Annotated in this window: 13 protein-coding genes; 6 read left to right on the forward strand and 7 right to left on the reverse strand. The window is 69.0% G+C overall.

Features of this window, described 5'->3' with window-relative positions:
- Positions 1-51: 51 nt before the first annotated feature.
- Positions 52-711, forward strand: a complete 660-nt coding sequence (locus tag HNR20_RS03315) for a dihydrofolate reductase family protein (protein ID WP_184176381.1) — start codon at positions 52-54, stop codon at positions 709-711.
- A gap of 44 nt (positions 712-755) precedes the next feature.
- Here HNR20_RS03315 and HNR20_RS03320 read toward each other — a convergent pair whose 3' ends face one another.
- The 5 genes from HNR20_RS03320 to HNR20_RS03340 form a co-directional block, all read right to left on the reverse strand.
- Complete coding sequence (locus HNR20_RS03320) at positions 756-2,030, reverse strand: hypothetical protein (protein ID WP_184176383.1); 1,275 nt, start codon at positions 2,028-2,030, stop codon at positions 756-758.
- Positions 2,031-2,152: 122 nt separating this feature from the next.
- Positions 2,153-3,202, reverse strand: a complete 1,050-nt coding sequence (locus HNR20_RS03325) for a serine hydrolase domain-containing protein (protein WP_184176385.1) — start codon at positions 3,200-3,202, stop codon at positions 2,153-2,155.
- 62 nt (positions 3,203-3,264) lie between these two features.
- Complete coding sequence (locus tag HNR20_RS03330; RefSeq protein WP_184176386.1) at positions 3,265-3,402, reverse strand: hypothetical protein; 138 nt, start codon at positions 3,400-3,402, stop codon at positions 3,265-3,267.
- Positions 3,399-3,869, reverse strand: a complete 471-nt coding sequence (locus HNR20_RS03335; RefSeq protein WP_229687146.1) for an SRPBCC family protein — start codon at positions 3,867-3,869, stop codon at positions 3,399-3,401. Before HNR20_RS03335 ends, HNR20_RS03330 begins: the two co-directional genes overlap by 4 nt.
- A gap of 99 nt (positions 3,870-3,968) precedes the next feature.
- Complete coding sequence (locus HNR20_RS03340) at positions 3,969-4,844, reverse strand: endonuclease/exonuclease/phosphatase family protein (RefSeq protein WP_184176388.1); 876 nt, start codon at positions 4,842-4,844, stop codon at positions 3,969-3,971.
- Between the two features lie 243 nt (positions 4,845-5,087).
- Here HNR20_RS03340 and HNR20_RS03345 point away from each other — a divergent pair, with 243 nt between their 5' ends.
- Both HNR20_RS03345 and HNR20_RS03350 read left to right on the forward strand, forming a co-directional pair.
- Positions 5,088-7,145 carry a hypothetical protein gene (locus tag HNR20_RS03345; protein ID WP_221309685.1) on the forward strand — a complete coding sequence of 686 codons (2,058 nt, stop codon included), beginning with the start codon at positions 5,088-5,090 and terminating at the stop codon, positions 7,143-7,145.
- Between the two features lie 10 nt (positions 7,146-7,155).
- Entirely contained in the window at positions 7,156-9,417 is a 2,262-nt protein-coding gene (locus HNR20_RS03350; protein ID WP_184176390.1) for a hypothetical protein, read from the forward strand.
- A 104-nt stretch (positions 9,418-9,521) separates the two neighbouring features.
- On the opposite strand, the gene HNR20_RS03355 is transcribed toward HNR20_RS03350, so the two are convergent.
- Both HNR20_RS03355 and HNR20_RS32090 read right to left on the reverse strand, forming a co-directional pair.
- Positions 9,522-10,187: a response regulator gene (locus tag HNR20_RS03355; RefSeq protein ID WP_268240277.1), complete on the reverse strand. Its 666-nt coding sequence runs from the start codon at positions 10,185-10,187 to the stop codon at positions 9,522-9,524.
- Positions 10,184-11,032 carry a sensor histidine kinase gene (locus HNR20_RS32090; protein ID WP_229687147.1) on the reverse strand — a complete coding sequence of 283 codons (849 nt, stop codon included), beginning with the start codon at positions 11,030-11,032 and terminating at the stop codon, positions 10,184-10,186. Before HNR20_RS32090 ends, HNR20_RS03355 begins: the two co-directional genes overlap by 4 nt.
- A 112-nt stretch (positions 11,033-11,144) precedes the next feature.
- Here HNR20_RS32090 and HNR20_RS03365 point away from each other — a divergent pair, with 112 nt between their 5' ends.
- Genes HNR20_RS03365 through HNR20_RS03375 form a run of 3 tightly spaced genes read left to right on the forward strand, consistent with a single transcriptional unit; the run spans position 11,145 to position 13,242 of the window.
- Positions 11,145-11,858 carry an ABC transporter ATP-binding protein gene (locus HNR20_RS03365; RefSeq protein WP_184176394.1) on the forward strand — a complete coding sequence of 238 codons (714 nt, stop codon included), beginning with the start codon at positions 11,145-11,147 and terminating at the stop codon, positions 11,856-11,858.
- The gene (locus tag HNR20_RS03370; RefSeq protein ID WP_184176396.1) at positions 11,855-12,604 is read left to right on the forward strand and encodes an ABC transporter permease; all 750 of its coding nucleotides are present in this window, start codon (positions 11,855-11,857) and stop codon (positions 12,602-12,604) included. The genes HNR20_RS03365 and HNR20_RS03370 overlap by 4 nt, the downstream gene beginning before the upstream one ends.
- A complete protein-coding gene (locus HNR20_RS03375) occupies positions 12,601-13,242 on the forward strand; it encodes a hypothetical protein (RefSeq protein ID WP_184176398.1) in 642 nt (213 codons plus the stop codon). The genes HNR20_RS03370 and HNR20_RS03375 overlap by 4 nt, the downstream gene beginning before the upstream one ends.
- Positions 13,243-13,300 lie beyond the last annotated feature (58 nt).

Below are 13,300 nucleotides of genomic sequence, written 5' to 3' on the forward strand. Positions count from 1 at the left end.
TCTGCCGGCCGCCCCGGCGACTGTCCCCGTTCCGGAATTCGGAGGAGAACCGTGCTGCTCAGCGTCAACGTCTTCGTCAGCCTCGACGGAATCATGCAAGGACCGGGAGCTCCCGACGAGGACCGCTCGGGCGGCTTCGACCGCGGCGGGTGGCTCGTCCCGCACGCATCCGTGCACACCAACGAGGTCGTCGAGGGCTGGTTCCGTGAGGCGGACGCGTTCCTCTTCGGCCGCACGAGCTACGGCCTGCTCGGCGGGTACTGGACAAAGGTCACCGCGCCTGGCGACCTGATCGCCACCAAGCTGAACACGCTGCCGAAGTATGTCGTCAGCAAGACGCTGACGGACCAGGAGGCAGACTGGAGCCCGACGACGGTCCTCCGCACTGACATCGTGGACGACGTGCGCCGACTCAAGGAGCTTCCCGGCAAGGAGCTTCAGGTTCACGGCAGCTGGAAGCTCGTGCAGGCGCTGCACCAGGCTGGACTTGTCGACCTCTACCGGCTGCTCCAGTACCCGGTCGTCGTCGGAACCGGAAAGCGCCTGTTCCCGGACGGATCGACGTTCGCGACATTCGCAGCCTCCGACGGGAGCGCGCGCGAGCTGCCCGGCGGCGTTGTCTCGCTGACTCTGACCCCCACGACCCTCGGTGTGATCTCTGCGGGCGCGTACACCGTGGAGAGGGGGCGCTCGACGACAGTCCTCGACTGACACCGATGGCTTGCCTTCATCTCGGCACATCCCTCTGGTGCAAGTCAGGACCGAGCCGGCGGCGCGAGCATCCGCTCCACGGAATCGAGTTGGGACCAGGCGAGCGAGTCATACCCGTCCTCCTCGCTCATCCGGCGTAGCTCCGCGAGGGCGTGCGCATCCCCTCGCAGGGCCAGGCCGCTCGCCGCGTAGACCCGGACCTCTTTGTCGTCGCCGCTCATCAGATCGGCGAGCAGCTCTCGCAGTGCGGGCACGTCGATCGCGGAATAGATGAACTCCGCCGTCGTCACCGCGCGGACCGTCCGGTCCGGGTCCTGGGCGAGGCTCAGCATCGCCTCCAGGACGTGACGTGGTGGGTCGTCGGCGGGGCCACCGACGCCATTGAGCAGGTCCGCAGCCACGCGGCTGCGCACCTGGGGGCGATGGTCCAGGACGAACGGTAGAAACTCGTAGAGGATCGCGCCGATCTCGCTGAAGCCTGCGTAGGCACCGAGCACGCTGCACAGCGTCTCGGTGTCCGTCTCGACCGCCATTCGATCCCGCAGCACCACCAGTGCATCGGCGGCGTACGGCGCGTCCGCGGCCTCCCCGTCCAGCGTGCAGAAGTGCAGCAGTTCCGCGGCGAAGCCGCGCGCCGCCGCCTCCGGGTCGGCGAGCCGCCCGGCTGCCCACCGGAAGGTCTCCTCCACCGGGTACCGGGTCATGACGGCGTGCCGCGACGCCTGCCAGTCGTACGAATCCGGGTCCGCCGACCACAGGGCACGCCCCAGCAGTTCGTCGCGTGAGACGGGGAGGTCCAGCCACCTTTCGAGGGCGGTGACGACGGCCCGGTGCTCGGCAAGGACCTCCGCTCGTCGGCCGTCGGCGGCGGTCAGGCGGATCCGCAGCGCTCGGGGCGAGTATTCGTCCACGCTGAGGTAATCCCGAGTCACCGTGACGGCGTCGTCGTCCACCGCCCCCGACCGGCGGCGCAGCTCAGCCTCCGGGTCGACATCGAGCCAGGCCCGAGCTGCGTCGAGCGCAGTCCGCAGTGTGGCCTCCGGGACCGGGTGACACGACAGGAGATGTGCCAACAGGCTGCTGGCCCCGTGCTCGGCCGCCCAGACCACTGGGTCGACGTCGCCCCAGGGTCCGGAGGGCACGGCTTCACCGTGCGCGTACAGCAGTTGCGTGAGCCCCGGGCCACCCCAGCGGGCAATCTCGCCGGCCACCGCACGGCCCTCGTCCTGCCACTGCGCCTCAACCGGCAGCGCGTTCAGATGTTGGCGTGCAGCGGAGAGGTCACCGTTCCGGACAGCATCGATCACCTTTTGCTCCACCCGGCCATTCTGCTCCCGCTGCAAGGCCCAGTTCCCAACCGGCTCCCCCAAACCAGGCTCGAACCCAAACCGACATGCACCGCGACGAACTGGAACCAGCTCCGAAGGCAGATCGGCTGTGGCTATGGCGAAGTCGGGCTGGGGCTGAGGCCCGTGACGGTTCGAGAAACCTCGCGGATCAGATCGAGCGGTTCTTCGGTCCAGTGGGAGGCGAGCACGAGCTCACGGGCCGGATCGACCCACAGCAGGTGTCGTCCGCCGTTGCCGCGGGCGCTGCGGCCGGTCGCCGGGGCACCGGGCCACGGCACCTGCTCATCATTGAGCCACCACAGATAGCCGTATTCACGTTTGACCGGGCATGGAGCCCATGACTGATCAATCCAGTCGTCGCTCAGCAGGCGGGTCCCGGCATAGGTCCCTCGGTTCAGGAAGAGCTGCCCGATCAGGGCCAGATCCCTGGCAGGGACAACAAGGCCCCCACCCCAGTGCGCGCCGCCGGAAACCACCTCGACCCGGTGGCCGTCGATGTCGACGGCGCTCGTCCGGTACCCGTGCCACGACCACCGGTCCGAGCCACCCAGAGGGACCATGACCCGTTCCCGCAGCACGTCCGGTAGCGACCTACGAAACAGAAGCGTCAGCGCGTAGGTGAGCAGGTTCATCCGCACGTCGTTGTACGCCCACCCCTCTCCCGGCGGCGTGCCGTGCACCTCTGTCCTTTCGCGGAAGCTCTGCGCGTCCACGCTCGTCGGCTTGCCCCACAGCTCGCCCTCCCACTGACTCGACTGCTGCAGCAGATGCCGCCAGGTGATTCGCTCGTTGTGCGGCCCGTGGAATTCGGGAACGTCAACGACCTGGTGTACCGGTTGGTCCGGCACCAGCAGCCCGTCGTCGAAGGCCAGGCCAGCCACGACCGACACGACCGACTTGGTAACGCTGAACGCCATCTCAGGGACGGCCGGATCGCCCCAGGCCGAGACCTCGCGACCCCCCACCCGGACAACACCACTGGCCCCGCTGGCGGCAAGCAGCGGGCCGACAACCTCTCGATGACTCGTGTCGGAGACCTGTGCTGCCAGGTAGGTATCGATGTCGGCGGCATCCCTTGTCCATCGGGCACCGAACTCGCGGACGATCCGTCCCAGAGCCTGCCGATCCACAGACACAGTCATGCCATCAAGTGTCTGCCACGTGTCGACATGAGGGCGCCCGGGACGGCTCCGATTTCTGAGCCTCAGTATTTGCCCATGCGGCGCCGCCGTTCTGCGACCCCGCTCAGGTACGTCTGCCGCTGGGCAGTGAAGTCGTCCGGCTGGGCGAGCCCTTCCAACGTGGTGACCTCGCCGTACCAGAATTGTCTGAAGCGGGTCATGCCCTACGGATGCGGGCTTCGGCCACATTCTTGATGTGGGCCGCCCGCCGCTTGAGTAGCTGTCGCAGATACGGCGCGATCAGCAACCGGGTCACCGCCACTCCCAACGGTCCCATGGGTGCGCTGATACTCAGGCGGTCGGTCATCTTCGTAGCACCGCCGGCGAGGGCCTGGAAGTGGTGCTCGTGACGGAGGGCGCGGAAAGGACCCCGCGTCTGCTCGTCGACAAAGCGGTATGGGCGTTCGTAAGCGGTGATACGGCTGGTCATGCACCAGCGCAAACCGAGATGACGAGCGCGAAAGGTAACCTCGTCCCCGAGGGTGAGGTGGCGCTGGCCTGTGCTGGTTGTGGCCGTCTCCTGGCTGCCCTGCAGGGATGCGGCATGAACGTCTACGTCAAGTTCCAGATCGAACACCACGTTCGGGGCAGCGCCGATGACGGACACGATCTCGATCAGCGTCGCCACGTCGGCAGCCTAGATCAACACCCCGAGCCAGCACAGCCACCGGTCAAGAACCAGGCAAACCGTCCCGGGCGACGATCCACGACGACCAGGGCGAGCGCGTCAGTTCTGGATGGAGAACGTCGCGACGACACCGTTGTGGTCGGACCTGGTGCCACCGACGATGTCGTAGTCGGTCATCCACATGAGCTGATGCTCGGGCAGCCGCTTCCAGAAGTAGACGTAGTCGATGTGCCGGTTGCCGTGCGTTCCGGTGCCCTTCTCGCCGTAGAGGTTGTAGTTGGAGCGCAGGTTCGGCAGCTCGTTGGCCTCGAAGACCTGCCACGGAAACTTCGCGTACCCGTAGCTCCGGTCGGCGCTGAAGTCGACGTTGAGGTCACCGCTCACGATGACCTGGCCCTCGCTCTGCTTGTCGACCGCCAGTTCCTTGAGTCCCTGGAACTGCGCCTCGGCGCACCGGGTGCGCGGCAGGTCCTCCGGCCGTCCGGCGGTCTCGATGCTGGCCACCGCGTGGGCGTTGATGTGTGTCACGTTGCGGCCGCTGGCCCTGTGCCGGTACTTGACCCAGTTGTTGTAGCGCGCGGGCGGCACCTCGCCCGGACCGTTGGTGTCACAAACGAAAACCGAGCCCTGATCGAGCACGTCGAACATGCTCTTCTTGGCGATCAGCGCCTCGCCGGCCTGGTTGGTCCCGCCCGGCGCGGACAACCACCACCCGTTGTCGGCGGCCCAGCTCTTCAGGAAAGCCTTGCGGTTGCCGACCTCGTTGAGACCGACGAGATCCGCCCTGGACGCGATCAGGTTCAGGTCGTGCACAAAGTCGGCCTGACTCAGCCCGTTGTAGATGTTCAGCGTCGCAGCCTTGAAGGCCACGTTCGCCGCAGCCGCCGGAGTGGCCGGCAGCAGGGCCGCCACCAGCGCGACCACGCCCGCGAGAGCGCCCAGGGCGCGGGCCGACCACTGTGTTGTCCTACGCATCGACGTCCCTTCACACGGAACCGCCGTCGGTGGCGGCCAGCGCACGCTAACAATTCTCGTTGACGCGACACCGAACATCCGACGACAAAGAATCGACAAGTTCCCTTGCTCTGCCAAGGCATTCCGAAGTGGATGGATGTCGGGTTCTGGACCCAGCGCTACCGCCCGAATCCCCCTGCCCGGACAGTGCACTCGGGGCCGGAGGGGGTGGGGTAGTTGGGACAGCCGACGGGTGAGTCGGTCATGATCCGAGACTGGTTCAGTGTGCCGCGGGTGTCCGCCGAGAACCGGGCGGCGGTCTTCGGCGCACGTACCCAGGACCCGCGGGTGGAGTTCGTCGCGCTGACCGTGCGGTACTGGGTGGACGCCCACGCCACCCGCTCGATGACCCGCAGCCGGGTGTTGCAGGCGATGACCGGTCGGATCTCCGCCGACAACGTCGGCGATCTGATCGCGATGCTGGCGAGGCTTGGGCTGGCCGAGGCGTTCTTCGACCTGGCGGCCTCCGACGTCGACACGGACGGGGCGTTCCGCGGATTCCTGCTCGGCCTCGACCCCGCGCTGCTCGACGCGATGCGCCACTACGCGGCCTGGAACGGGATCAATCCGAAGCTCTTCCTCGACGGCTTCCTGGTGGGCGTCGGCGAATCCGTCGCGACGGTGGTGGTCGACCTCGGCAAACTCGTGCAGCTGATCGGTCGCCTCCAGCAGGAGCAGATGACCACCCTGATCGTGCTGACGGTGGACCCCCGGGCGGGCCTGCAACGTCTCGCCGAGCAGGCCACCGTCGTCCGCGAGGCGCTGGCTGGCATCGTGGCCGCACTGGACCCGAGCACGGTGCCCGAGCGGCTGCTGGCACTCTGGCGCGGCTGGGCGGCGGAATTCGGCCGGCACCTCGAGGCGCTCGACCCGTTCGCCGCCGGCCGGCTGCTCGGCCGGATCGCCGGCGACCTGTTCCAGCTGCTGACCGGCCTGGTTCAGCTGGTCCGGCTGCTCGGTGGCGTGGCGGTGCGCGCCGCGATCCGGTACGTGCCGCTGCTGATCGTTGGTTCCCGGCAGGCTGCCGCCGAGGTCCGTCTGCTGACCACCCAGATCGCCGCGCTGCTCGTCGCGATCGGTCGTGCGGCGCTGCTGGCCACGCCACAGGTGGGCCTGGCGGTGCTGCGTACCCTGTTCACCCCGAAGGTGCTCGACGCGTTGTTCCGGCAGGGCAGGGCGCTGCTGGTCGACGCCGAGCTGACGCTGACCGTGTTCAACCAGGCGGCGCACGCCGAGGCGTTCGCCGGGGCGGGTGCCGGCGCCCGGCTCAGCGCGCTGATCAGCGTCGACGGCCGGCCGGTCCTGATGGCGTGCATGTCCGAGACGGTGTCGTCGGCCGGTCGCTCGGCCACCCGCGCCGAGCTGAACGAGGCACTCGACGAAATCATCAAGCGCGTCGAGGATCTGCGCGAGCTCAAACCACCCAAGACCCCTCGCGACATCCGGGCCGCCGCCGTGCGGGCCGCCATTGCCCGCCAGCTCGAGCAGCGCCTGACCACCGTGTTCAACCGGGCGTTGCAGACCGCCGCGTACGAGGAGTTCCGCGCGCTGCGCAAGGCTGGGCAGGCGCAGCCCTGGCGGCTCGGCCAACAGGTGCACCGGCGGATGGCCGCCGAGACCGCTCAGTTGGTCGCTCGCTCGCCGGGGTTGCAGCCGTTCGCGGAGAAGTCGCTGGCCACGGTGGTCGAGGCGGTCCGCGCGGCCAACCCGGAGCTGGCTGCGGCCCTGCGCGGCTCCGACGCGTTGCTACGGCAGACGGTCGCCCAACTGCTGCTCGGCCATCCGGACCGGGACCTGCTGCTGCGGCTCGTCGGTTTCACCGGGAGCCCGTCCGCGGCCGGCGCGGAGAAGGCGTTGGCCGCCCACCTCGCCGAGCGTTTCGGGTGGAAGGCGTCCACGACCGTCGGTGAGCTCCGCAGTGACCTGCTACTGGTCGACGCCGAGGCGGCCCGGGTGACCAACGTGGACTGGACGTCGTCGACGAAGCTGGAGCGCTTCGAGAAGACGTGGGGCACGGTCGCCGACGACCTCGGCGAGGCGTTCGATGGTCGCTGGGAGGCGATCGCGGAGGCCTATCAGCGGGCCGCGAAGGGCGGGGTCCCGGCTCAGGTCGTCGCCGGCCTGGAGGAGCTGACCACGCACGCGGTGCGGGAGACGGTCATCCGGCAGGCCGCCCTCAGCCAGTTGTTTCCCGGGTTCTTCGTCACCTCGCACGAGATGACGTACCAGGGCCTGCACTCCCTGTTCAAACTGCCACTTTAGAGGAGCACCGATGGGCACAGTCGTCGTCGCCGACGCGGACCTGGCGACGCTCGGATTCAGCAGCGCGCACTCCGACCGCTACGTCTATTCCAACTACTTCGTGCCGGTTCAGCTCACTTTCGGCGGCGGTGAAACGCCCCTACTGCCGTTCTACGTCAAGCAGGCGCTGATCGAGGCGACCCGGTACGGCGGGATCTCCGCTGATCGACTGCCGCACCTGCTCAAGGAACTCGGCCTGTCGGAGGTGTGGAAGGCCAACGACATGGACGCGGCCGAGGCGGCGCTGCCGGGTGTCGACTCGGGCATGATCAACCGGGAGCCACCGGCCCGGCGTCAGACCGTTCTCGGTGACCAGGAGGCGGAGTTCATCGCCGGCCTGCTCCAGTCCGACGTGGGCATCGCTTTCCTCGACCGGACCCGGATCCGGCCGGTGGGCTTCGCGCTCGGCGAGCACGTCTACGCGCTGGCGCTCGCGCCCGGCGAGGAGGCGGTGCTGGAGCAGCGCACCTACACCAAGCGTGAGCTGACCCTGGAGGAGCAGAACGAGACCGAGCAGCAGACCGACGTCGAGCTGACCAGCGCGCTCACCACGGAACTGCAGGAGGGCTTCGAGCGGCAGAAGTCGCTCACCGACACCTGGGGGCTCAACGCCAGCCACACGGGCCAGTACACCAGCCCGACCGGCGTGTGGGGCACCTTCAACGCCAGTCACACCATCGGCTACACGCGCAGCGTGACGGAGGCCAGCCAGGAGACCAGCCGCCGTGCGGTCAAGGACAGCCAGACCGCCACCTCCAAGGTCGCCGCCCGCTACCGCACCCAGCACAAGACCGACTTCAAGTTGGTCAGCGAGACCGGCATGGAGTCGACCTCGAAGCGGACCGTACGCAACCCCAACCGGGTAACGCCGATCACGCTGCACTACTTCAAGGTGCTGCAACGGCTGGAACTGGCCCACGAGCGGTACGGCGCCCGGGTGTGCTGGGCGCCGACTGTGAAGGACCCGGCGCTGGCGTTCGCCAGGAAGATCACCGACGGGCGGCAGCGGATCCGCGACAACGCTCTCGCCGCGCTGCCCACCATGCCGGTCAAGCCGGTGCGCCCGGCGCCGGGCGTGCCGGCCGCCGTGGAGACCCGCACCATCTACTCCCCGGTGGTCACACTCGACAAGTGGGGATTCACCGGCGACATGAGCGCCGACTACGACATCGACGTCGTCTTCGACAGCGGCTGGGAGTGGGACGGCGACATTGAGACCATCCGGCAGAACCTCACCCTGATCACCCGCCGGCCACCGTCGGGCATCGCGGCTCGGGTGGTCGGCGTTCCGGTGGTCACCGACTCCAACGGTCAGCCGGCACTGCGGGTACGCATCCACGTCGGGGCGGCAAGCTGGCTCGCCGGGCCCGGCGCCGACGTGCAGCTCGCGGCCACGTTCCGGCGTACCCCGACGATGGTCGACCAGAACGCCGACGACGCCGCCTACAACGCGCTGGTCGCGGGCTATCTGACGGACCTGCAGGAGTGGCAGGACAGGCGCGACGCGGTGCTGGCGGCGGCCGAGGAGGCCGGGGACGAGTTCGAGGCACGACTGCGCAACGGGTTCTCACCGGTGAACGAGATGGTCTCGCAGATCATCGAGGCGCACTTCCCGGCCAGCGTGCGGGACGAGGCGTGGGAGATCGACTTCTGGCACCGTGTCTTCGACTGGGAGCGCGCCTCGTTCGTGTCGTACCCCGGTTGGTGGTCCGGCGGCGACGCCCGTGCCCCCGAGCGCGACCCGAGTGACTTCCTCAACGCCAGCTGGGCGAAGCTCTACCTGCCGGTACGGGCCGGGATGGAGCTGGCGGCGCTGCGGTGGATCTTCGGCAAGGTCGTGGCGACCCGGCTCCCGCAGGAGGTGGAGCACCAGCTGGCGGCGTTCGTCGACGAACTGGCCGCGTTCCGCACCAGCCACCTCGGCACGGGCGACGAGATGCCCGACCTGACCAGCGAGTGCCAGGAGGTGCCGGAGCGGGTCTACTGCCTGGCCAAGTGGACCGAGCTGATGCCCACCGACGGCACCCACCTGGAGGTCGTGCAGGGCGCCACGACTGCGGCCGACGCGGTGACCAGCCAGGAGATCACGGACGCGGAGGCGCTGCGGGCGGCGCTGCTCGACGGCGAGCTGCAGACCAACCGGCTCAAGACCAAGGCGTACGACCAGATGACCGAGCCCGCCGACGTCGACATCCACCTCGGCACGCCGGGCAACAGCAGCCCGACGGCGTGACGCAGCGGCGGGTGCCCCTCCCCGGGGCACCCGCCGCGTGACGCGGGAGTTCATTCGGTTCGGCGTCGTGAGGTGGTCAAACGGCCTAGCCGTGGTGCTCGCTCTCACTGACGTGGCCGCACCAGCCCTGCGTCGAATGCCGCGATCACCAACTGTGCCCGATCTCGTACGGCCAGCTTCGCCATCAGGTGCGTGATGTGCGTCTTCACCGTCTTCACCGAGATCACCAGTGCGGTTGCGATCTCGTCGTTCGACAAGCCGCCGCCGATCAGTGTCAGCACCTCGACCTCACGGCCGGTCAGCCGCCGCAGTGTCGGCGTCGGCCGATCCGGTCGCGGAGCCGTGACGTAGTGCGCGACGAGCCGGGTGAGGATCGACGGCGCGAACAGCGATTCACCGCGGTGGGTGCGGCGGATCGCCTCGATCAGCTCGTCGGGGCGGGAGTCCTTGAGCAGGAAGCCGGACGCGCCGGCGTGCAGCGCCTCGTACACGTACTCGTCGAGTTCGAACATGCTCAGGACCAGGACGCGGGCGGCGGACAGTGCGGGGTCGGCGCAGATGCGGCGGGTGGCCTTGAGGCCGTCGAGGTGCGGCATCCGTACGTCCATCAGGATGACGTCGGGGCGGGTGGTCCGGGCACACGCGACGGCGTGCGCACCATCGCCTGCCTCGCCGACGACGGCCAGGTCCGGCTCATTGTCGATGATCATGGCGAGGCTGTGTCGGAGCAGCGCCTGATCGTCCACCAGGAGTACCCGGATGCCGCTCACGCCGCCTCGTCCCGGATCCGCGCAGTGAGGCGGAAGCCCCCGTCGACGTGCTCCGCCGACAGCGTGCCGCCGAGACTGCCGACCCGCTCCCGTAACCCGGCCAGCCCGTGCCCGGCGCCCGGCGAGGCCAGCCATCCGTCGTCTGACGGGCCGGCGTCGGCAACCGTGGCCACCACGTACGCGTCGTCTCGATACACCCGTACCCGCACGTCCGTCGGTCCCGCGTACCGCGCCGCATTGCTGAGCGCTTCTCGCACGGTCTTGCAGACGGCGACCTGTACACCCTGCGACACCGGGCCGAGTGGCTCGACCGTCAGCCGTGTCCGAAGCCCCGTGAGCGACGCCCCGTGCACGATGCCGGGCAGGTCGTCGAGGTTGTCCACCGGCGCGCGGCGGCTGGCGGTCGACGGCTCACGCAAGACCGTGAGCATGCGGCGCAACTCGGCCGTCGCATGCCGGCTCGCGTCCTCGATGTCGGTAAGTGCCGCCGCCACCTCGGCGGGCTTGGGTAGGTGCCGGGTGGCCGCCGCGCGGACCGTGATCAGACCCAAGCCGTGCGAGACGATGTCGTGCAGGTCGCGGGCGATCCGCAGCCGTTCGGCGAGCACCGCCTCGGACGCGGCCCAGGCGGTCAACCGGGACTCGTAGGCGGTTCGGTCGGTGCGTGACCGCCGCACCGCCCACACCGCCGCCGCGACGGCGCTGCCGACTATCACCGGCGGCAGTATGACCGCGAGCGGGCCCTGCGCGCCGACCGTACACATGGCCATCACCAGCACGCTGATCACCACGACGACGACCGGCACGGCTCTGGACTGCCCGGAGGGGCGCGGATGGGCGTTCACCACCCCGACTGTAGATCTCAGACCAGGGTCTGACGGTCCGTGGACCGACCCGGCCGTCGAGATCCGAGGACGGTCGGATGTACAGGGGCCGAAACACCGGTTGACTCGACTCATGATCACGATCGATCGCGTCAGCAAAACCAAGAGCAGGACGCAGATCCTGTACGACGTCAGCTTCGAGGCCCGACCTGGCCGGGTCACCGGCTTCCTCGGACCGAACGGAGCCGGCAAGACGTCGACGATTCGTATCCTGCTCGGCCTGGACCGCCCGCAGAGCGGGACCGCACTGATCTGCGGGCGCCCGTACCGGAAACTGAACGGTCCGCTCACGACGGTCGGCGCGCTGCTCGACGGCAGCGGGGCGCATCGGGCCCGCACGGCCCGTGCCCACCTGCGCTGGGTAGCCGCCAGCAACGGCCTGCCGGACTCCCGCGCCGACGAGGTCCTCGAGGTCGTGGGCCTGACCGACGACGCGCGCAAGCGCGCCGGCCGCTTCTCCCTCGGCATGAGCCGCCGGCTCGGGCTCGCCACCGCACTGCTCGGTGATCCTGAGGTGCTGGTCCTGGACGAACCGGTCAACGGCCTCGACCCGGCCGGGATCCGCTGGATGCGCGGGTTTCTCAAAGACAGCGCCGCGCAGGGCCGCACGGTCCTGCTCTCCAGCCACCTGATGGGCGAACTGGCCGAGATCGCCGACGACGTCATCGTGATCGACAAGGGCCGGATCGTGATCCAAGGCAGACTCGCCGACGTCACCGGCGGTCATCGCACGCTCGAGGACGCCTTCTTCGCGCTGACCGCCACCGAGACGGGTGGCCCGTGGTGAGTCTGGTCCGCGCCGAACTCCGTAAGCTGCTCGGCCTGCCCACCGCCTGGGTCGGTCTGGCGCTGGGCACACTGATCGCACCCGTGGTCGTCCTGCTGAACGCGCCGTACACCCGCCGCGCGATCGCTGCCGGCACCCTCAGCGACACGTCCGACCTGGGCCTACGCGACTTGGGTATCGGCCTGATCGGTCCGATGGTCCTCGGCGTGATCGTGGTGAGCAGCGAATACACGTCCACTGGTCAGGATGCCCCCGGCGCCCGCCAGCTCACCGCGACGCTCGCCGCAGTTCCCGACCGGCTGCGTCTGCTCCTGGCGAAGACCACCGCGCTCGTGCTGGTCGTCGCGGCACAGGCAGCGGTCACCGCAGCCGCCACACTCACCCTCACTCAGGTGCTGCACGGCGAACACGCAGCGGCACCAGCCCCGGGCCGAGTGGCCGCGGCGATCCTCTACTGGACGCTGACCGCACTACTGGCGTACGCGATCACGCTGATCACTCGCAACGGCATCGTGCCGCTCACGCTGCTGATCATCAACAGCTCCGTCGTCTCAGTGTCCTACCTGCTGACGAAGGTCACCGACCTCGCCGCCTACCTGCCGGACATCGCCGGGACGCAGATGTTCCTCCGCAGCGGGGACTTCCCCGTCGAGATCGCTCCGGTGACCGCCGGACTGGTGATGATCGCCTGGGTCGTGGCACTACTCGCGGTCGGCGCGGTCCTGTTTCACCGGCGGGACGTGTGAACACCGCACACGCGGAACTCCGCAAACTGCTGACCCTGCCGTCGCTGCGCCTGACCGCACTGCTGACCTGGACCGCCAACCTGGTGCTGACCTACGCGTACCGGGCGGCCGAGTCCGGCGGTGAGCCGCTCGGCGACAATGTCGCTCTGGTCCCGCTCGGCTACACCCAGGCCGGCTTCCTGGTGCTCGGCGTGCTGGCGGTCGCATCCGAATACCAGGAGGGCGGCCAAATCCGCACGACTCTGCTCGCCATGCCCCGACGCCTGCCACTGCAGGCAGCGAAAGCCGTTGCGCTGGCCGCTCTGACGCTCCCGGTGGCCGCCGCGACGGCTACCACCAGCACCGTGTCGGCCGGCGAGGCCACCTCGACGCCTGCCGCGACCGGGTACCTGACGCTCACCACGCTGCTCGGGGCGGCAGTCGCCAGCGTCGTCCGCCGCGCGGTGCCCGCCGTGATCCTGTTGCTCGCTCTGTACTTCATCGCGGGCCCACTGCTGCGCGCCTGGTCCGCTACCAGCGCCGCCTACCTACCGGACACCGCCGCCCTCGAACCGTCCCGCGGCGCCGCCGCGACGATCATCTGGACACTCTCCGTCCTGACGCTCGCCGCTTTCACCTTCCACCGTCGCGACGCGTAGTCCGAGTCAGCCGACTTGCCGGGGGGAGAGCAGAGCGTTGACGACATATGATCAGCAA

The sequence above is a fragment of the Micromonospora parathelypteridis genome (assembly GCF_014201145.1).
In the GTDB taxonomy this organism is placed as follows: domain Bacteria; phylum Actinomycetota; class Actinomycetes; order Mycobacteriales; family Micromonosporaceae; genus Micromonospora; species Micromonospora parathelypteridis.